This is a genomic window from Bartonella sp. AC329YNZD (assembly GCF_042196685.1).
GTDB lineage: Bacteria > Pseudomonadota > Alphaproteobacteria > Rhizobiales > Rhizobiaceae > Bartonella.
Genome location: NZ_JBHIQS010000015.1, coordinates 14,227 through 33,790 on the forward strand (window position 1 = coordinate 14,227; position 19,564 = coordinate 33,790).

The window sequence follows — 19,564 nt, forward strand, 5'->3', positions numbered from 1 at the left end:
AAAAAATTGAGAAAAAATGACTGTATATTTAAAAACTCAAACAAATAAAAACAGAAAAAATCTTAAATGAAAAAAATTATAGATGAAAAAACGCTCCATCAAATGGCTTCATCACTCTCTGTATTTTCTGAACCTGCATTTTCTAACAATTCAATTGCAATCAAACCAGCATTTTGGCGCAAAGCAGCTTCAATTTCTGTAGCAACTTCCGCATGTTCACGTAAAAACTGCTTTGCATTTTCACGCCCCTGTCCTAAACGCTGAGAATTATAAGAAAACCATGCACCAGATTTTTCCACAATACCAACCTTAACACCCAAATCAATCAATTCACCTACTTTAGAAATGCCTTCACCATAAATAATATCAAACTCAACCTGTTTGAACGGAGGTGCCAATTTATTTTTCACCACTTTAACACGCGTCTGATTACCAACGATTGCATCCCTATCTTTAATAGACCCAATGCGACGAATATCCAAACGAACAGAAGCATAAAACTTTAAAGCGTTTCCCCCTGTTGTTGTTTCAGGCGAACCAAACATCACCCCAATTTTCATGCGAATTTGATTAATAAAAACAACCATACAATTAGAGCGAAAAATCGCTGCTGTTAATTTTCGCAATGCTTTACTCATTAATCGCGCTTGCAATCCAGGCAAAGCATCCCCCATTTCACCATCGATTTCCGCACGCGGTGTTAAAGCTGCAACAGAATCCACAACAAGCACATCAACTGCACCAGAACGAACCAACGTCTCTGTAATTTCCAATGCCTGTTCACCAGTATCTGGTTGAGAAATAAATAAATTTTCTAAATCAACACCAAGCTTACGCGCATAAATAGGATCAAGTGCATGCTCTGCATCAATAAAAGCACAAATCCCACCACTTTTCTGTGCCTCAGCAATAGCATGGAGAGCCAATGTTGTTTTCCCAGAACTTTCTGGTCCATAAATCTCAACAATGCGCCCCTTAGGTAATCCACCAATCCCTAAAGCAATATCCAAGGATAATGACCCTGTTGGAACTGTTTCAATTTCAACAACCTGCTCTTTTTGCCCAAGACGCATAATCGAGCCTTTACCAAAAGAACGTTCAATTTGTGAGAGAGCAGCATCGAGAGCTTTTGTTTTATCCACGATTATATCCTTGACCGAATTCATAAATAATCTAACACTTAAATTTTACACTATACTTTTAATTTAACTAAAGTCTTGAGTTTAGATTTTCACAGACTATTTGCATTCCTATCTCCACATTATGTCCATAAACATTCATGACTATCACAATAAAGAATTGGCATTGCTTATCTTATGACACAAAAAATAAATTCTAATAAAACAATACTTCCTAAGAGAGCAAGTTAACACATTTATATCTCTCTAGAAAAGGAACAATTTAAATTTCAACACAATGTTCTATAGCCCTTCTGCTTATCCCTTTGATTAAATACTTGAGAGACTAAGAATTCTCCCGCTATTGATCACATAAAAACGCATCACCAATTAAAATCACACCATATTGCATCGAAGAACAAAACGCCATTGTGTTGCATATTCATACACTTAATTTAAGAAACACCTCTCAAAACTTCCAAGCTCACTTCGTGACAACACCTATGAATGTGGTATACTGTAAGACTTTTTGACGCCACCATCTTTACACTATAGAAGGAGAAAGCTGGCACCATCACACTATTTATCATCCCCTAAGGTTGCGACAGCTCTCGGCATTTGAGACGATTCATAAGAGGAATTTTTAGTCCTTTCTTGTACGGTTTTTATCACACGCTAATCCTGCTTGTAACATGCAACCGAATAACCTGATTGCTTCAACAAATAACGGACTTGGGATGAGAGAAATTTACGGTATTTGAAACTTTCATTCAACTTACGAAACAGTCAATTATCATTATAAGTTAATATATTATTTAATAAAAACCAAAAAAAATAAAGCAGCTTAAAAGTTGAATGACATATTTAAATTTGAAAAAATATGCAATTTTGAAGATATCAAAAAAAATCTCTACAAGCAATGCAATAAATGTTTAAAATATAAACTAAATTTCTCATATAATAACATAAGAGATAAAAAATAAATCTGAGATTAATAAAAAACATATTTCAACTCAAATTTTATTTTGATCTTTACGTTTTTTGCGCAACTGTTGCCACCACTCAAGACGTTTCACAATTTCACGCTCAAAACCACGCTCAACTGGTTTATAATAACTCTGACGCCCAAGTTTTTCGGGAAAATATTCTTGTCCTGAAAAAGCGTCTGGTTCATCATGGTCATAACAATAACCACTTCCATACCCTTCTTCTTTCATAAATTTCGTAGGAGCATTAAGAATATGCTTAGGGGGTGGTAAAGAGCCATTTTTGCGCGCACAACGCAGTGCTGCTTTATACGCAAGATATGCTGCATTTGACTTTGGCGCAGTTGCAACATAAAGACATGCTTGCGCCAAAGCCAATTCTCCTTCTGGTGATCCTAAATAATCATAGGCATCTTTTGCTGCATTACAAATGATAAGAGCTTGAGGATCCGCCAAACCAACATCTTCAACAGCCATACGAACCAACCTTCGCCCAATATAGAGAGGATCTTCACCAGCATCCAACATACGTGCCAAATAATAAAGCGCAGCATCAGGATCAGATCCACGAACGGATTTATGCAACGCTGAAATGAGATTATAATGCCCATCTCGTCCTTTATCATAAATGGGCGCACGACGCTGAATAACTTTTTGCAAAGCAACAACATCAAGAACCTCTCCCAATGGTGCAATAGACCAAACTTCCTCTGCCAATGTTAACGCAACCCGCGCATCACCATCAGACATCTCTATCAAAACGTCTCTGGCATCATTATCCAAGGGAAGAGTTTTTTCCTCAACTTCTTCAGCACGCCTCAAAAGCAGGTTCAAACTTTCATGATCATGAGAAAGAAATGTTAAAACACGTGCACGCGAAAGAAGGGCAGCATTCAGTTCAAAAGAAGGATTTTCGGTTGTTGCGCCTATAAGTACCACAGTACCCTCTTCCATCACAGAAAGAAAACTATCCTGCTGAGCACGATTAAACCGATGAATTTCATCAACAAAAAGAAGTGTTTTATCCCCAGATATAAAACGCCTCTGCGCAACTTCAAAAATCTTTTTAAGTTCAGAAACTCCGGTAAAAATAGCAGAAACCTGCTCAAACGCGAAATTTGTTTCAAGGGCTAACAAACGTGCAACAGTCGTTTTTCCCGTCCCTGGAGGTCCCCAAAAAATCATCGATCCAATTGAGCCAGTTGCCGCCATACGTGAAAGCAAACCATCCTCTCCAATCAAATGCTTTTGCCCCACAACATCATTGAGAGAACAAGGACGCATTCTTTCTGCAAGTGGCCGATTTTTATGAACTTGAAGATCAAACGACGAAGTAAAAAAATCTTTCTTCAAAAAAAACCTCAACGAATAAATTGGCGAATATACATACCATCACGTTCATATTCCAATTGCCAAGTACGCGAACGAGATTGCATAAGAATCTTTTTCAACTGATGAACTGTTTGAATTTTATGGCCATTGACCACACGTAGAATATCTCCTGACCGAAAAATTCCAGCAGCATTGCTCATTTCATCAAGATTGGTAATCACAACACCTTTTGCAGATATAGGAAGATTAAAACGTCGACTATTTTGCGGCGTTAAATCTAACACTTCAGCACCAGCAAGAGGATTTTCACCCGTAATTTTTTCAGATTTTAAAAATTCAGTTTCCGAAATCGATGAAAGCATTATTTGTGTTTTTAAAGTTTTTCCACTTCGTAAATATTCTAAATCAAGACTATGCCCAATACCCGCAATCATCAAACGATACCCAAGACTATCTGGACTATCAACGCGCATCCCCTGCACACTCAAAATGACATCGCCCACTTTCAAACCAGCTTTTTCAGCGGGACTATCTTTGATAACTTCAACAATAAGAGCACCATAGGGACGTTCTAAACCTAACCCACCAGCAATATCAGGCGTAACATTTTGAAAAGATGCCCCAATATAAGGCGGCACAAAATATTTTCCACCGCGTTTAACAGTATCAAGCATCACTTTTACAAGATTAACTGGAATAGCAAAACCAATCCCTACAGAACCACCCGAACGCGAATAAATAGCCGTATTAATCCCGATTAACTCACCTTTCATATCAATTAAAGCGCCACCAGAATTCCCTGGATTAATGGCAGCGTCTGTTTGAATAAAAAAGTCAAAATCAGAAATTCCAACACGTGTACGCGCTTGCGCTGAAACAATTCCACTAGTAACCGTTTGACCAACACCAAAAGGATTACCAATAGCAAGAACAAGATCACCAACTTCAACAGCATCAGAATTTCCCAAAGGCAAAACGGGAAATTGAGCATCTTTTGCATCAACTTCAAGAACAGCAATATCAGTTGCTTCATCTTTGAGTACGATCTTGCTCTCAAACTCGCGCCCATCAGAAAAAGCCACTTTAATTTCGCTTGCATCTTTAATGACGTGGTAATTTGTAACAATCAAACCCCGTGCATCAACAATCACCCCTGATCCTAATGACGATTGCTTACGGACAGGAAAATTATTTTGAAAACGACCAAAAAATTGCTCAAAAAATGGATCACCCTCAAAAGGTGATCGTGCTCTAATTTGTCGAGCTGCATAAATATTTACAACAGATGGAACTGTCTTTTTAACTAACGGAGCAAATGAAAGAGTCATTTCTTTTTGTGTTTGAGGGATATGAGCATATGCATGATCAAATGATATCGGTATCATAATCGCCCAAAAAAGCCGCACCCAAAAAGAATACCTCATAATCTACTCCTTATAAAATCAGCACATTCTGTTGAAAATTAATAGAATTAAAAAAACACATCCCCGCAAATTAAGGACCTCTATTAATATTTCATAATAGAGAATAAAAACAACCTATTTAAACAATAAATATTATAAAAATAAAATAATTCAATATTCTATAACTTTCTCTCTGCATCTATTATTTCAAGTAAAATAACTTAAAAATTCCCGCAAAAAAACCGCCCAAAGACAAGGCGGCCTTTAAAAATTCAACAGAATAAAAAAACTTTACGAAGAAGTTTCCTTTTCATTCTCAGAAGCTTCCATACGAATGCGATCCCCAGCCCCTTTCGCTTCGACATCACGATCAACAAATTCTATAACAGCCATGGGCGCATTATCACCGGTACGAAACCCTGCTTTCATAATACGTAAATACCCACCGTTGCGTGATGCATAACGTGGCGCAAGCGTATCAAATAATTTTGCAACCTTCCCTGCATCACGAAGTGCTGCAATTGCTTGTCGACGCGCATGCAAACCACCACGCTTACCAAGAGTAACGAGTTTTTCAACAATAGGACGAATTTCCTTAGCCTTTGGCAATGTTGTTACAATCTGCTCATGCTCGATCAACGAAGTTGCCATATTTGCAAACATCGCTTTACGGTGACTGGCAGTCCGATTCAACTTGCGGCCTGACTTACTATGGCGCATAAGCCCTCTCCTTAAATTCTAATTTTAATACTGATCTTCATAGCGTTTAGCAAGATCATCAATGTTTTCAGGCGGCCATGCAGGAATTTCCATCCCAAGATGTAAACCCATACACGCCAAAACTTCTTTAATTTCATTCAACGATTTGCGACCAAAATTTGGTGTCCGAAGCATTTCAGACTCCGTTTTTTGAATAAGATCACCAATATAAACAATATTATCATTTTTAAGACAATTTGCTGAACGAACTGAAAGTTCTAATTCATCCACTTTTTTGAGAAGTGCAGGATTAAAAGAAAGCTCAGAATCAGTCTCTTCAACAGCCTCCTTCTGTGGCTCTTCAAAGTTAATAAATAACGATAATTGATCTTGAAGAATACGTGCGGCAAAAGCAACAGCATCTTCTCCATTAACAGCACCATTTGTTTCAATCGTCAACGTTAATTTATCATAATCCAGAACTTGACCTTCACGCGTATTTTCTACCTTATAAGATACTTTACGAATTGGTGAATAGAGACTATCAATTGGAATAAGTCCTATGCGCGCATCATCAACACAATTACGATCCGATGGAACATAGCCTTTTCCTGTATTAACAATAAACTCCATACGAATTTCAGCATCTTCATCAAGAGTACAAATAACATGATCTGGATTTAGAATTTCCATATCTCCAACGGTATTGATATCTCCCGCTCTCACAACACCAGGACCCTCTTTATAAACAACGACACGCTTAGGCCCCTCTTCTTGCATACGAAGCGCAATCTCTTTGATATTCAAAATAATATCTGTAACATCTTCACGAACACCAGGAATTGACGAAAATTCATGTAAGACACCGTCAATCTGCACAGCAGTAATAGCCGCACCACGAAGCGAAGATAACAAGACACGACGAAGCGCATTTCCTAACGTTAAGCCAAAGCCCCGCTCAAGAGGTTCAGCAATCACGCTCGTAATATTTGGATTATCATGCGCACATGACTCAACCTTATTGGGTTTAATAAGTTCCTGCCAGTTTTTCTGGATCATATTTTTATTCCCGTTCTTTAGTTCCGTTACCATTCAATCGTAACGACCAATGTGAACATCAGAGAAATCTCCGACAACAAAAAAACAACACCCAATTAAACACGCCGCCTTTTTCGAGGACGACATCCATTATGAGGAATTGGTGTTACATCACGAATAGAAGTAATGACAAAACCAACAGATTGCAACGCACGTAGAGCAGATTCACGCCCTGAGCCAGGACCACAAACTTCAACTTCCAAAGAACGCATACCGTGCTCTTGCGCTTTCCTCGCACAATCTTCCGCAGCAACTTGAGCGGCAAAAGGTGTAGATTTACGGGCCCCTTTAAATCCCTGAGCACCAGCAGACGACCATGCAATCGCATTTCCCTGAGCATCAGTAATAGTAATCATTGTGTTATTAAATGTTGAATTAATATGTACAACACCCGATGAAATATTTTTACGTTCGCGACGACGAACACGTGTGGCTTCCTTGGCCATAATTTCCCTTTCAACGATCTCATCACTGCCGTAACATCAGCAGCTCCACCTTACTTTTCCTTGTCAAACAAATAGAACAAAAAAAAGAATATATAAAAAACCTTATACAAATACCCTTATTTCTTCTTACCGGCAATTGCCTTAGCAGGCCCCTTACGCGTACGAGCATTCGTATGCGTACGCTGTCCTCGGACAGGCAAAGACCGACGATGCCGCAATCCACGATAACAACCAAGGTCCATCAAACGCTTAACATTCATAGCCACTTCACGACGAAGATCACCTTCAACTTGATAGCCCTGATCTATCGCCTCACGAATCTGCAACACTTCGGCATCTGAAAGTTCATGCACACGACGCCCTATGGGAATGCCAACCCGTTCAATAATTTCCTGAGCAAATTTTGGTCCAATCCCGTGGATATATTGAAGTGCAATAATTACACGCTTATTTGTCGGGATATTGACTCCAGCAATACGAGCCACGTTCACTCTCCTTAGTTATGTTGACAAATTGGCATCAAATACCTGATGTACCTTACAAAAAAATAGACTCAGAATAAAATTCTTCCGAATCCTCTTACTTCACTGAAATAAATTGAATTTATTTGTGATAGATTTCATCTCAAAAGTCAACTCTTTTCATTTACTTCTAAAAAAATCTTATGAAAGAAACCCTCTAATCATACGTGCCACTTCAGCAACACCAATCATTCCATCAACGACCTTTAACATTCCCCTCTCCGAATAAAATTTTGATAAGGGAGCTGTTTTTTCACGATATTCTACTAATCTTTTTGCAAAAACAACAGGATTGTCATCTAAGCGAACCTGTCCACCAGCCGCTATTGTTTCCTGAACACGCATCTTCATACGTTCAATCAACACGTCTTCATCAACACGCAACTCAATAACAGCATCAAGCTGCATGTTTTTTAACTCTAATATCTGTTGTAACGCTTCTGCCTGCTGCACAGTTCGTGGATACCCATCCAAAACAAAACCATTTATACAATCAGTTTCATCAATCCGATCTGATACGATTTGGTTAACAATGCTATCAGGAACTAAAGAACCAGAGCTTATAATACTCTTAGTTTTTTTACCAATTTCCGTTTCTTTAGTAATAACCTCACGCAACATATCTCCTGTTGATAAATGAGGAATGTTATATTCTTCAGTCAACATTTTAGCTTGCGTCCCTTTCCCCGCTCCTGGAGGACCTAAAAGAATAATCCTCATCGATTCCTTCTACCTCCACGAAGTTTTGATTTTTTTATCAACCCTTCATATTGGTGAGCAACAAGGTATCCCTGAATTTGAGCAACTGTATCAAGTGTGACAGTAACAACAATCAACAAGGACGTCCCCCCAAGATAAAAAGGAACCTGTAATGCAGATATCATAAATTCAGGCAACAAACAAACCAAGATGATATAAAGTGCCCCCACAACAGTAATACGTGTCAAAACGTAATCAATATATTGGGCTGTGCGTTCACCTGGACGAATCCCTGGAATAAAACCAGAATGTCTTTTCAACTGATCTGCAGTATCACTTGGATTAAACACTATCGCCGTATAAAAAAAGCAGAAAAACGCCATTAAAAATGCATAAACGATCATATAAAGTGGCTGTCCATGACCAAGAGAATAAGAAATAGCCTGAACCCATTGTGGCATTTTATCAGAAAAGTTATTAATAGTAGCTGGTAATAACAATAAAGATGAAGCAAAAATAGGTGGAATAACACCAGCAGTATTCAACTTTAAAGGAAGATGCGACATATCGCCTTGAAACATTTGATTACCAACCTGACGCTTCGGGTACTGAATAAGAATTCGCCGTTGCGCACGCTCTATAAAAACAATAAGTCCGATAACCGAAACAGCAATAAGGACGATCCCTATTAAAAGAAAAGTTGATAAATCAGCTTGGCTATGAGCTGTTAAAAGCTGAGCAAAAGTAGAAGGAAAGTTAGCTACAATTCCTGTAAAAATGATGAGAGAAACCCCATTACCAACACCGCGTGACGTAATTTGCTCGCCAAGCCACATGAGAAACATTGTCCCACCAACAAGTGTAATAACAGAAGAGATACGAAACATCAGACCTGGTTCTAAAACAATTTGAAGCCCTGTCCCTATACCGCTTTCAAGCGCAACCGCGATACCGAAAGCTTGTAGAATTGCCAATACAACTGTTACATAACGCGTATACTGATTAATAATCTTACGACCTAATTCCCCTTCTTTTTTAAGAGTCTCCAAAGAAGGAATAATAGATGTTAACAACTGTACAATAATAGATGCTGAGATATAAGGCATGATACCCAGCGCAAAAATCGCCATACGCCCAACAGCACCTCCTGCAAACATATTAAAGAGTCCTAATACACCTGATGCATGATGTTCAAAGGTTTGCCGTAAAGCATCAATATTAATACCTGGAAGAGAGATATAAGTGCCAAAACGATAGACAAGAAGTGCCGCCAGAGTAAACCAGATGCGTTTCTTTAATTCAGTTGCACGCGAAAAGGTACCGAAGTTTATATTGGAAGCAAATTGCTCTGCTGCTGATGCCATAAAACGTCTCCACTTCACACTCCAGTTCTTTAAATCACAGAAGTATAACCCTAAAACTCATATCTTTATACAAGAATAAATGCGGAACTTAAAAAATTCCACACAAAACATTTTGCAGAATATATATAACCCTTCTTCAGATCTCTACTCATATCAAAAAAATTATTGAACAACATCAGGAAAAATAATCTGACCACCCACTTTTTCAACTTTAACACGAGTAGCTTCTGAAGCTCCAGAAACATGAAAGATAATCTTAGCTTTCAAATCACCATCAGAAAGAAGACGAACCCCATCCTTTTTACGACGAATAATACCAGCCTCTTTCAAAGCAATCATATCAACAGGCTTTTCAATATCCAACTTTCCTGCATCAACGGCTGACTGAATACGTCCCAAAGAAACTTCATTATAGGTTTTGGCGAAGAAATTCTTAAATCCACGTTTCGGTAAACGACGATAGATAGGCATTTGCCCACCTTCAAAACCATTAAGGGAAACACCAGAACGTGACCTTTGTCCTTTGACACCGCGACCACCAGTCTTACCAATACCCGAGCCAATACCTCGTCCAACACGCTTACGATTTTTTGTTGCGCCTTCGCAATCACGCAGTTCATTGAGTTTCATATCTAATACTCCTGCAACCCTTAATCTTCATCTATAACGCGAACAAGATGCCGAACCTGAGCAATCATACCCCGTACACAAAGTGTATCTTCTAAAACACGCCGCCGACGCATCTTATTTAATCCAAGCCCTTTTAAGGTTGCACGCTGAATCTGTGATTTTCGAATAGGGCTTCCAATTTGCTCTACCATCACAGTTTTACCACTCTGAGATTTTTTTTGAACCATTTCCTAATTCCTTTTCTGATAATCTCAGAAACTACCCTTCTACATCAACTAAATGGCGACGACGCGCCTGCAAAGTTGAGTATTTTATACCACGCTGAGCAGCAATATCTCGAGGATGCATTTGATGTTTCAATGCATCAAATGTTGCACGAACCATGTTATAAGGGTTCGAAGATCCTAATGATTTTGCAACAACATCCTGCATACCAAGAGCTTCAAAAATAGCCCGCATCGGCCCCCCAGCAATAATCCCAGTACCCGCAGAAGCTGAACGCAATAAAACACGCCCCGCTCCGTGACGACCTTCAAGATCATGATGCAATGTGCGTCCAGACCGAAGCGGAACATAAATCATCCCACGCTTTGCAGATTCCGTTGCTTTACGAACAGCTTCCGGAACTTCACGAGCTTTACCATGACCAAAACCCACACGCCCTTTTTGATCTCCAACAACAACAAGAGCAGCAAAACCAAAACGCCGTCCACCCTTTACAACTTTAGCAACACGATTAATATGAACGAGCCTATCGACAAACTCATTATCGCGTTCTTCTCTTTCACTACGTTCTTTTTGTGCCATTCCTCATTCCTTTTTCTTTTCCGGAAGCACGATAATAAAGCTCCTCATCAAACCAGAAGAACCTAAATGAAATGCTCTAAACTCTCCTTACGCACTCATAAAGAGGAAATTTTAGAAATTCAAACCACCTTCACGAGCAGCTTCAGCCAAAGCCTTGACACGACCGTGGTACACATAGGCTCCACGATCAAAAACCACGTCGCTCACACCAACTTGCTTCGCACGTTCAGCAATTAACTTACCAACAGCAAAGGCAGCTTCTTTATCAGCACCACTCTTTAACGACTTCTTTAAATCACTTTCAAGAGTAGAAGCTGAAACAAGTGTACATCCCCGTAAATCATCGATAACTTGAGCATAAATATTCTGATTTGAACGATAAATACTAAGTCGAGGACGATTATGAGAAACCATTTTGATCCTACGACGAACACGTCTTGCACGACGCCGGATAATGTCCTTAGATGAAACCATAATACAAAATCCTTATTTCTTTTTACCTTCTTTACGGAAGATATGTTCATCTGCATGTTTAACGCCTTTACCCTTATAAGGCTCAGGTCTACGATACTCGCGAATCTCTGCTGCGACTTGCCCAACTTGCTGTTTATTAATTCCAGAAACAACAATCTCCGTGGGCTTAGGAACAGTTACAGTAACACCTGATGGAACTTTATAAACCACATCATGCGAAAAACCTAAAGATAGTTGAACATCCTTACCCTGCAAAGCAGCACGATAACCAACCCCATTGATTTCCAATCTCTTTTCAAAACCATCTTTTACACCACAAAAAATGTTTTCAATCATTGAGCGCGACATACCCCATTTAGAGCGCGCATCTTTTGATTGATCCCGCGGCGCAACTGATATAACATTTTCCTCAAGTTTGACTAAGACTTCATCATTAACGACGTAACTGAGTTCACCTTTTGGACCTTTTGCCTTAACCAGCTGACCTTCAACAGTAGCAGTAACTCCAGAAGGAATTGAAATGGGTTTCTTTCCAATACGAGACATTGTTCTAACCTACTTTTTCTTCCGTTTTCTTGACATAACTTAGAAAACACGACAAAGGAGTTCTCCACCAACATTATGTTCACGCGCTTCATGATCCGCCATAACGCCTTTAGGAGTCGATAAAATCGAAATACCTAAACCATTTGCCACCTGCGGAAGCGACTTAGCGGAAACATACACACGACGACCTGGCTTTGACACACGTGAAATCTCACGAATAGCAGCCAACCCTTCAAAATACTTCAACTCGATTTCAATTTCAGCTTTTCCATCACCTAAATCAACGCGATTATATCCCCGAATATAACCTTCTGACTGCAAAACATCAAGAACGTGTGCACGAAGCTTCGAAGCCGGAGTAACCACTTTGCCTTTTTTACGACCAAGTGCATTACGAATACGTGTTAACATATCACCAAGAGGATCTGACATAGACATTGAATAATCTCCTCTCACCAACTAGACTTTACAATACCAGGGATATGGCCTACAGAGCCAAGTTCACGCAATGCAATTCGCGACATTTTTAACTTACGGTAATAAGCCCGTGGACGACCTGAAACCTCACAGCGATTACGAACACGAACTTTTGCAGAATTACGTGGCAATTCTGCTAATTGAACGGAAGCTTTAAAGCGTTCTTCAAGAGAAACCTTCTGATCCATCACTATTGCTTTCAAACGTGCACGACGTGCAGCATAACGCTTCACCATCACCTTACGACGTTTATTTTTTTCAACGGCACTTACTTTGGCCATAATTTCACCTCGCTACGTTTGCCGTTACGAACGAAAAGGAAAATTAAAAGCACGCAATAATTCACGAGCTTCATCATCCGTTTTTGCTGTCGTACAAACGATAATATCCATGCCCCAAATTTGATCAACTTTATCATAGTTAATTTCTGGAAACACAATGTGTTCTTTAATACCCATAGCAAAATTGCCACGACCATCAAAGCTTTTTGGATTTAAACCACGAAAGTCACGAACCCGCGGAAGAGCAATCGTAACAAGACGATCTAAAAACTCAAACATACGATCTTTACGCAATGTAACTTTAGCCCCAAGAGGCATTCCTTCACGAACCTTAAAGGTTGCAATAGAATTACGTGCACGCGTAATAACGGCCTTCTGACCTGTTATAAGTCCTAAATCCTCAGCAGCAAGGGAAGGCTTTTTCGAATCAGCAGTCGCTTCACCTATCCCCATATTTATCACAATTTTATCAATCCGCGGAATTTGCATCGCATTTTTGTAATTAAACTTTTCTTGAAGCGTTTTACGGATCACTTCAAAATAATGCGCTTTCATACGCGGTATTTGTCTTTCCTCAGTCATTAATCAACTCTCCCGAACGCTTGGCAAAACGCACTTTATTACCATCTGCATTCATACGAAAGCCTACACGTGTAGGCTTACCATCTTTAGGATCAGCAATCGCCAAATTAGACAGATGAATTGGAGCTTCCTTAGAAATAATTCCAGCTTCTTGCTTCTGCGTTTGACGTTGATGACGTTTAATCATATTAACCCCACGAACAAAAGCCTTATTATCTTTCGGATTAACCTTAATTACTTCACCACTACATCCTTTATCCTTACCGGATAAAACAACAACTTTATCACCTTTTCGAATCTTCTGCATAACATCTACTCCTTACAGCACTTCAGGAGCGAGAGAGATGATCTTCATATGATTCCTACCACGCAATTCACGAGGAACAGGTCCAAAAATACGCGTACCGATCGGCTCTTTTTTATTATCCACTAAAACCGCAGCATTACTATCAAAACGAATGACACTACCATCTGCGCGACGAATATCCTTAGCAGTACGAACCACAACAGCTTTCATAACATCACCTTTTTTAACACGGCCACGAGGAATTGCATCCTTAACCGAAACAACAATAATGTCACCGACCGAAGCATATTTCCGCTTTGAACCGCCTAACACTTTGATGCACATGACACGACGCGCTCCAGAATTATCAGCAACGTCGAGGTTTGTTTGCATCTGAATCATGACTGGCCACCTTCTCTTAACACATATATCCGATTGTATCTTTTACACACTCGGATTTGCCTGCCAAATAACGATAAAGTTATCGCCTTCAAATTTATCAATGATAACCACACTGTTAAATTCTAAAACAATAAGCTTAACTCATTACGTTACATTGTCTTTTACAACAATCCAACATTTATCTTTCGAAATTGGTCTCGATTCTTGAATAGAAACTTGATCCCCAATCTTGAATTGGTTGTTTTCGTCATGCGCTTTATAATTTTTAGACTGCCGAACAGTCTTCTTAAGAAGCGGATGAGAATAACGGCGTTCAACTTTGACAACAACAGTCTTATCACTTTTGTCGCTAATAACAACACCCTGCAAAACGCGTTTAGGCATCTCTTATTTCCTTAAACCTTACTTTCACTTATTTTTTGACGAAGAAAAGTTTTAATACGCGCAATATCACGACGAACTTGTCTAACGCGCGCAGTCTTTTCTAATTGACCTGTTGCTTTTTGAAAACGCAAATTAAATTGCTCTTTCTTTAACTTAGCCAATTCATCTTTCATTTGGTCGAGCGTTTGCGCCCGTAATTCTGTGGCTCTCATCGCTTAACCTCATTATTCAGCAATACGCTGGATGAAACGCGTTTTTATAGGCAACTTTGCAGCACCCAATCTTAGTGCTTCACGTGCAACATCCTCCGGAACGCCATCAAGCTCAAACATGACGCGCCCAGGAGCAACACGTGCAGCCCAATAATCAACACTTCCCTTACCTTTACCCATACGAACTTCAGTCGGTTTAGATGTAACCGGAAGATCTGGAAAAATGCGAATCCACACACGACCAGAACGCTTCATATAACGTGTAATCGCACGACGCGCCGCTTCAATTTGACGAGCAGTAACCCGCTCCGGCTCAACAGCCTTCAAACCGTAGGCACCGAAATTCAAATCCGTACCACCCTTCGAAAAACCGTGAATACGGCCTTTGAACTGTTTACGGAACTTTGTGCGCTTTGGCTGCAACATTGTTCTCTACTCCAAATTTTAGTTCAATCTCAAAAACTAAGCATTTTCGCGGCGACGATTCGATGAAGAACCAGATTGATCAACTTCCGTAGCACGACGTTCTGAAGCCATCGGATCATGCTCAAGAATCTCACCCTTAAAGACCCAAACTTTAATACCACAAATACCATAAGCGGTCTTAGCTTCTGCTGTACCGTAATCAACATCAGAACGCAAGGTATGAAGTGGAACACGACCTTCACGATACCATTCCATACGAGCAATTTCAGCACCACCAAGACGGCCAGAACAATTGATACGAATACCTTCCGCACCAAGACGCATAGCAGACTGAACAGCACGCTTCATTGCACGACGAAAAGCAACACGACGCTCTAACTGTTGAGCAATTGATTGCGCAATAATTGTTGCATCAATCTCCGGTTTACGAATCTCCACAATATTCAATGAAGTTTCAGCATCCGTCATTTCTGAGAGTTTATGACGAAGCTTTTCGATATCAGCACCTTTTTTACCAATAATCAAACCAGGACGTGCAGAATGAATCGTAATACGACACTTTTTATGAGGACGCTCAATAACGACCTTAGAAATAGCCGCCTGTTTAAGCTCCTCAAGCACATACGAACGAATTTTCAAATCTTCATGAAGAAGACGTCCATATTCACCACTATCAGCATACCAACGAGAGTCCCAAGTCCGATTAACACCAAGACGAAGTCCTATTGGATTGATCTTCTGACCCATTACGCGGCCTCCACTTTTTCGGTAACTTCACGAACAATAACAGTAAGATGCGAAAATGGACGTTCAATTCTACTCGCTCGCCCTCGACCACGAACATGAAAGCGCTTCATCACTATCGACTTACCAACATAAGCTTCCGCCACAACAAGCGAATCAATATCAAGATCGTGGTTATTTTCTGCATTTGCAATTGCTGATTCAAGCGTTTTTTTCACAGTAGCAGCAATACGCTTGCGTGAAAACATCAAATCAGCGAGTGCGACATTAACTCTTTTACCACGAATCATTGCAGCAACTAAATTAAGTTTCTGCGGACTAACACGAATTGTCCGTGTGACAGCTCTTGCTTCATTATCTTTAAGTTGGCGCGAAACTTTAGCTTTTCCCATTCCTACTTCCTCTTTGCTTTTTTATCGGCACCATGACCATAATAAGTCCGGGTAGGAGCGAACTCACCAAACTTATGCCCAACCATCTCTTCAGAAACAGAAACAGGAATGTGCTTATTACCGTTGTAAACACCAAAAGTTAAACCAACAAATTGCGGCAAAATAGTAGAGCGACGACTCCATATTTTTATAACTTCATTGCGCCCACTTGCACGTACCTTCTCTGCTTTACCAAGAAGATAGCCGTCAACAAACGGACCTTTCCAAACTGAACGAACCACTTCAGACTACCTTTCTCATTTCTTGCGTTGATGACGCGTACGCATAATAAACTTATCAGTGGCTTTATTAGAGCGCGTACGCTTACCTTTCGTAGGTTTACCCCAAGGAGATACTGGATGGCGCCCCCCTGATGTACGACCTTCACCGCCACCGTGTGGATGATCAACGGGGTTCATAGCAACACCGCGAACATGTGGACGCTTACCACGCCAACGTGACCGACCTGCTTTACCATCATTAATATTCCCATGATCAGGATTTGAAACAGCGCCAACAGTTGCAAAACAGCTACTGGGAACCAAACGCTGTTCACCAGAATTTAAACGAAGAATAGCCATACCATGATCTCGTCCAACCAACTGCGCATAAGCACCTGCTGAACGTGCAATCTGTCCGCCTTTTCCTGGCTTCATCTCAACATTATGAATAATTGTACCTACAGGCATATTAGCAAGAGGCATAGCATTACCCGGCTTAACATCTACATTTAAACCAGCCATAACATAATCACCAACACCAAGACGCTGTGGTGCAAGAATATAACTCAATTGCCCATCCTCATAACGGATTAAAGCAATAAAAGCGGTACGATTAGGATCATACTCTAAACGCTCAACCTTTGCTGAAACATCACGTTTAAGACGCTTAAAGTCGACAAACCGATAACTACGTTTATGTCCACCACCCTGAAAACGAGCAGTAACACGACCGCGATTATTACGTCCACCCTTTGAAGACAAACCTTCAGTTAACATCTTTACAGGTTTTCCCTTATAAAGGCAAGAACGTTCCACAATAACAAGCTGACGCTGCCCAGGTGTCGTTGGATTAAACTGCTTAAGTGCCATTATTCCTATCTCCGAGCCTCTTAAAGACCTGTCGAAACGTCGATAGTCTGACCACTGGCCAGAGTTACGATCGCTTTTTTGACATCACTCTGCCGACCAACTATACCTTTGAAACGCTTCACTTTACCCTTACGGACTATCGTGTTAACTGCTTTAACTTTTACGCTAAAAAGCGCTTCAACAGCAGCCTTAATCTCAGGCTTCGTCGCTTTCGGCGCGACATTAAAAGCAACTTGATTGTATTCAGAAATCATAGTCGCCTTTTCAGTAATAACTGGACTAATAATTATATCATAATGGCGAAGATCTGTCATTTAAAACGCTCCTCAAGAGCCTCAACAGCTGCTTTTGATAAAACAAGTTTGCTGCGACGCAAAATATCATAAACATTAATTCCCTGAATAGGCAAAATGTCAATATTAGGGATATTAGAGGCTGCACGAAAAAAGTTAATATCAATCTCCTTACCACCAATCAAGAGAGCGTTATTAAATCCAAGCTTAGAAAAATGAGAAACAAGCATTTTCGTTTTAGCATCCTTAACAGTCAACTCATCCACAATAATTAAATCTTTTGCTTTTAATTTCGCAGATAACGCAAAACGCAATCCAAGAGCACGAATTTTTTTAGGAAGATCATGCGCATGGCTACGAACCACTGGTCCATGTGCCTTACCCCCACCTCTAAACTGCGGTGCACGTGCAGATGAATGTCGAGCACGCCCAGTTCCTTTCTGTTTAAACATTTTTGCCCCTGTTCGCGACACATCAGAACGACCTTGGGATTGATGACTTCCCTGCTGACGACGTGCAAGCTGCCAACGAACAACACGTTGCAAAATATCCTCACGCGGAACAAGATCAAAAATAGCTTCAGAAACCTTTAATTTGCCAGCTTCATTACCATCAAGAGTTTTAATTACAAGATCCATTATTAGGCTCCCTCAACTTCAGAGGTTTCCGTCACCGGAGTAACCATTTCCGCTTTCTCCTTCACAAGACGGCGAATACCAGCAGGCTTTGGAGCATTATCAGGAAGACGCTTCTTCACAGCATCCCGTATCAAAATCCAAGAACCTTTAGAACCAGAAACAGCACCACGCACTAAAATTAAACCACGCTCACTATCAGTGGAAACAACTTCAATATTCTGTGTTGTTACACGCACTTGCCCCATATGGCCAGCCATTTTTTTGCCTTTAAAAACTTTACCAGGATCTTGGCACTGCCCTGTAGAACCATGAGCACGATGTGTGATAGAATTACCATGAGAAGCACGATGTCCACCAAAGTTATGTCGCTTCATAACACCAGCAAACCCCTTACCAATACTGGTACCAGTCACATCAACTCTTTGTCCTGGAACAAAATGTTCCACTGTAATCTCAGTACCAACATCAAGAAGATTGTCGGGACTCACACGGAACTCTGCTATTTTGGCTTTAGGCTCAACAGAAGCCTTAGCAAAATGTCCACGAAGAGCTTGTGAAGTATTCTTAACCTTAGCAAAGCCTACACCTAATTGAACAGCAGTATAACCATTCTTTTCAACTGTACGCTGAGCAACGACTTGACAATTCTCCAAACGAAGTACCGTCACCGGCACATGCTCACCAGCATCATTATAAATACGGGTCATGCCCAGCTTCTGTGCTATTACACCTGAACGCATCGGGTCTGTTCCTTCTGTCCTCAAACCTCAGAGCTTAATTTCTACATCCACACCAGCAGAAAGATCGAGCTTCATAAGCGCATCCACTGTTTGCGGCGTTGGATCAACAATATCAAGAAGACGCTTATGTGTTCGCATCTCAAACTGCTCACGACTTTTCTTATCGATATGCGGTCCACGATTGACCGTAAACTTCTCAATCCGCGTAGGAAGCGGAATGGGACCACGGACATTTGCACCGGTACGTTTAGCAGTCGATACGATCTCACGCGTCGACGTATCAAGAATTCTATGATCAAACGCTTTCAAGCGAATGCGAATATTCTGACTGTTCATGCTCTTTATTTCCCTGTTATACAAAGTGCCTTCAATAATCAAAGCACTCAACAAGCATTATTTATTCAATGATCTTAGAGACGATACCGGCACCAACAGTACGACCACCTTCACGAAT

The 19,564-nt window shown here is 40.4% G+C and carries 30 protein-coding genes; all 30 read right to left on the reverse strand.

The genetic code is table 11. The features are described from left to right. Nucleotides 1–98: 98 nt before the first annotated feature. Nucleotides 99–1,142, reverse strand: coding sequence for a recombinase RecA (gene recA, locus ACFIMW_RS07165; protein WP_375606702.1), 1,044 nt, complete (start codon nucleotides 1,140–1,142; stop codon nucleotides 99–101). A gap of 989 nt (nucleotides 1,143–2,131) precedes the next feature. Further along, the gene (locus ACFIMW_RS07170) at nucleotides 2,132–3,457 is read right to left on the reverse strand and encodes a replication-associated recombination protein A (RefSeq protein ID WP_375608629.1); all 1,326 of its coding nucleotides are present in this window, start codon (nucleotides 3,455–3,457) and stop codon (nucleotides 2,132–2,134) included. 8 nt (nucleotides 3,458–3,465) lie between these two features. Next, nucleotides 3,466–4,860 (reverse strand): DegQ family serine endoprotease, encoded by a 1,395-nt coding sequence (locus tag ACFIMW_RS07175; RefSeq protein ID WP_375608628.1) that lies wholly within the window; start codon nucleotides 4,858–4,860, stop codon nucleotides 3,466–3,468. Between the two features lie 270 nt (nucleotides 4,861–5,130). Then, nucleotides 5,131–5,559, reverse strand: a complete 429-nt coding sequence (rplQ, locus tag ACFIMW_RS07180) for a 50S ribosomal protein L17 (protein ID WP_375606705.1) — start codon at nucleotides 5,557–5,559, stop codon at nucleotides 5,131–5,133. A gap of 24 nt (nucleotides 5,560–5,583) precedes the next feature. Further along, a complete protein-coding gene (locus ACFIMW_RS07185; protein ID WP_375608627.1) occupies nucleotides 5,584–6,597 on the reverse strand; it encodes a DNA-directed RNA polymerase subunit alpha in 1,014 nt (337 codons plus the stop codon). A 95-nt stretch (nucleotides 6,598–6,692) separates the two neighbouring features. After that, nucleotides 6,693–7,082 carry a 30S ribosomal protein S11 gene (rpsK, locus tag ACFIMW_RS07190; protein ID WP_007347762.1) on the reverse strand — a complete coding sequence of 130 codons (390 nt, stop codon included), beginning with the start codon at nucleotides 7,080–7,082 and terminating at the stop codon, nucleotides 6,693–6,695. A gap of 116 nt (nucleotides 7,083–7,198) precedes the next feature. After that, nucleotides 7,199–7,567: a 30S ribosomal protein S13 gene (rpsM, locus tag ACFIMW_RS07195; RefSeq protein ID WP_375608626.1), complete on the reverse strand. Its 369-nt coding sequence runs from the start codon at nucleotides 7,565–7,567 to the stop codon at nucleotides 7,199–7,201. Nucleotides 7,568–7,744: 177 nt separating this feature from the next. After that, complete coding sequence (locus ACFIMW_RS07200; protein ID WP_375608625.1) at nucleotides 7,745–8,323, reverse strand: adenylate kinase; 579 nt, start codon at nucleotides 8,321–8,323, stop codon at nucleotides 7,745–7,747. Then, nucleotides 8,320–9,666: a preprotein translocase subunit SecY gene (gene secY / locus ACFIMW_RS07205; protein ID WP_375608636.1), complete on the reverse strand. Its 1,347-nt coding sequence runs from the start codon at nucleotides 9,664–9,666 to the stop codon at nucleotides 8,320–8,322. Before secY ends, ACFIMW_RS07200 begins: the two co-directional genes overlap by 4 nt. A gap of 162 nt (nucleotides 9,667–9,828) precedes the next feature. Next, nucleotides 9,829–10,296: a 50S ribosomal protein L15 gene (gene rplO, locus ACFIMW_RS07210; protein WP_375606708.1), complete on the reverse strand. Its 468-nt coding sequence runs from the start codon at nucleotides 10,294–10,296 to the stop codon at nucleotides 9,829–9,831. 20 nt (nucleotides 10,297–10,316) lie between these two features. Continuing rightward, nucleotides 10,317–10,523: a 50S ribosomal protein L30 gene (gene rpmD / locus ACFIMW_RS07215; RefSeq protein WP_375606709.1), complete on the reverse strand. Its 207-nt coding sequence runs from the start codon at nucleotides 10,521–10,523 to the stop codon at nucleotides 10,317–10,319. A gap of 31 nt (nucleotides 10,524–10,554) precedes the next feature. Next, nucleotides 10,555–11,103, reverse strand: a complete 549-nt coding sequence (gene rpsE, locus ACFIMW_RS07220) for a 30S ribosomal protein S5 (protein ID WP_375608624.1) — start codon at nucleotides 11,101–11,103, stop codon at nucleotides 10,555–10,557. A 111-nt stretch (nucleotides 11,104–11,214) separates the two neighbouring features. Then, nucleotides 11,215–11,577, reverse strand: a complete 363-nt coding sequence (gene rplR / locus ACFIMW_RS07225; protein ID WP_375608623.1) for a 50S ribosomal protein L18 — start codon at nucleotides 11,575–11,577, stop codon at nucleotides 11,215–11,217. Nucleotides 11,578–11,589: 12 nt separating this feature from the next. Continuing rightward, on the reverse strand, nucleotides 11,590–12,123 hold the full coding sequence (gene rplF, locus ACFIMW_RS07230; protein ID WP_375608622.1) for a 50S ribosomal protein L6: 534 nt from the start codon (nucleotides 12,121–12,123) through the stop codon (nucleotides 11,590–11,592). A gap of 39 nt (nucleotides 12,124–12,162) precedes the next feature. Then, nucleotides 12,163–12,561, reverse strand: a complete 399-nt coding sequence (gene rpsH, locus ACFIMW_RS07235; protein WP_375608621.1) for a 30S ribosomal protein S8 — start codon at nucleotides 12,559–12,561, stop codon at nucleotides 12,163–12,165. A 14-nt stretch (nucleotides 12,562–12,575) separates the two neighbouring features. Continuing rightward, nucleotides 12,576–12,881 (reverse strand): 30S ribosomal protein S14, encoded by a 306-nt coding sequence (rpsN, locus tag ACFIMW_RS07240; RefSeq protein WP_375608620.1) that lies wholly within the window; start codon nucleotides 12,879–12,881, stop codon nucleotides 12,576–12,578. Between the two features lie 24 nt (nucleotides 12,882–12,905). Then, on the reverse strand, nucleotides 12,906–13,463 hold the full coding sequence (gene rplE, locus ACFIMW_RS07245; RefSeq protein ID WP_375608619.1) for a 50S ribosomal protein L5: 558 nt from the start codon (nucleotides 13,461–13,463) through the stop codon (nucleotides 12,906–12,908). Then, entirely contained in the window at nucleotides 13,456–13,770 is a 315-nt protein-coding gene (rplX, locus tag ACFIMW_RS07250) for a 50S ribosomal protein L24 (protein WP_375608618.1), read from the reverse strand. The genes rplE and rplX overlap by 8 nt, the downstream gene beginning before the upstream one ends. Before the next feature lie 12 nt (nucleotides 13,771–13,782). Further along, nucleotides 13,783–14,151, reverse strand: coding sequence for a 50S ribosomal protein L14 (rplN, locus tag ACFIMW_RS07255; RefSeq protein ID WP_004855715.1), 369 nt, complete (start codon nucleotides 14,149–14,151; stop codon nucleotides 13,783–13,785). Nucleotides 14,152–14,295: 144 nt separating this feature from the next. Further along, nucleotides 14,296–14,535 carry a 30S ribosomal protein S17 gene (gene rpsQ / locus ACFIMW_RS07260; protein ID WP_375608617.1) on the reverse strand — a complete coding sequence of 80 codons (240 nt, stop codon included), beginning with the start codon at nucleotides 14,533–14,535 and terminating at the stop codon, nucleotides 14,296–14,298. An 11-nt stretch (nucleotides 14,536–14,546) separates the two neighbouring features. Next, the gene (rpmC, locus tag ACFIMW_RS07265) at nucleotides 14,547–14,747 is read right to left on the reverse strand and encodes a 50S ribosomal protein L29 (protein ID WP_375606714.1); all 201 of its coding nucleotides are present in this window, start codon (nucleotides 14,745–14,747) and stop codon (nucleotides 14,547–14,549) included. Nucleotides 14,748–14,759: 12 nt separating this feature from the next. Continuing rightward, a complete protein-coding gene (gene rplP / locus ACFIMW_RS07270) occupies nucleotides 14,760–15,173 on the reverse strand; it encodes a 50S ribosomal protein L16 (protein WP_375606715.1) in 414 nt (137 codons plus the stop codon). Between the two features lie 36 nt (nucleotides 15,174–15,209). Then, nucleotides 15,210–15,920: a 30S ribosomal protein S3 gene (rpsC, locus tag ACFIMW_RS07275; RefSeq protein WP_375606716.1), complete on the reverse strand. Its 711-nt coding sequence runs from the start codon at nucleotides 15,918–15,920 to the stop codon at nucleotides 15,210–15,212. Further along, nucleotides 15,920–16,309 (reverse strand): 50S ribosomal protein L22, encoded by a 390-nt coding sequence (gene rplV, locus ACFIMW_RS07280; protein WP_273791407.1) that lies wholly within the window; start codon nucleotides 16,307–16,309, stop codon nucleotides 15,920–15,922. The genes rpsC and rplV overlap by 1 nt, the downstream gene beginning before the upstream one ends. A 2-nt stretch (nucleotides 16,310–16,311) precedes the next feature. Further along, a complete protein-coding gene (rpsS, locus tag ACFIMW_RS07285) occupies nucleotides 16,312–16,590 on the reverse strand; it encodes a 30S ribosomal protein S19 (protein WP_004855734.1) in 279 nt (92 codons plus the stop codon). A 15-nt stretch (nucleotides 16,591–16,605) separates the two neighbouring features. Continuing rightward, nucleotides 16,606–17,439 carry a 50S ribosomal protein L2 gene (gene rplB, locus ACFIMW_RS07290; RefSeq protein ID WP_375608616.1) on the reverse strand — a complete coding sequence of 278 codons (834 nt, stop codon included), beginning with the start codon at nucleotides 17,437–17,439 and terminating at the stop codon, nucleotides 16,606–16,608. A 20-nt stretch (nucleotides 17,440–17,459) separates the two neighbouring features. Beyond that, nucleotides 17,460–17,753, reverse strand: a complete 294-nt coding sequence (locus tag ACFIMW_RS07295) for a 50S ribosomal protein L23 (protein WP_375606718.1) — start codon at nucleotides 17,751–17,753, stop codon at nucleotides 17,460–17,462. After that, a complete protein-coding gene (gene rplD, locus ACFIMW_RS07300; RefSeq protein WP_375608615.1) occupies nucleotides 17,750–18,370 on the reverse strand; it encodes a 50S ribosomal protein L4 in 621 nt (206 codons plus the stop codon). The genes ACFIMW_RS07295 and rplD overlap by 4 nt, the downstream gene beginning before the upstream one ends. A 2-nt stretch (nucleotides 18,371–18,372) precedes the next feature. Continuing rightward, the gene (gene rplC / locus ACFIMW_RS07305) at nucleotides 18,373–19,110 is read right to left on the reverse strand and encodes a 50S ribosomal protein L3 (RefSeq protein WP_375606720.1); all 738 of its coding nucleotides are present in this window, start codon (nucleotides 19,108–19,110) and stop codon (nucleotides 18,373–18,375) included. Nucleotides 19,111–19,137: 27 nt separating this feature from the next. Next, the gene (gene rpsJ, locus ACFIMW_RS07310) at nucleotides 19,138–19,446 is read right to left on the reverse strand and encodes a 30S ribosomal protein S10 (RefSeq protein ID WP_005773267.1); all 309 of its coding nucleotides are present in this window, start codon (nucleotides 19,444–19,446) and stop codon (nucleotides 19,138–19,140) included. Nucleotides 19,447–19,564 lie beyond the last annotated feature (118 nt).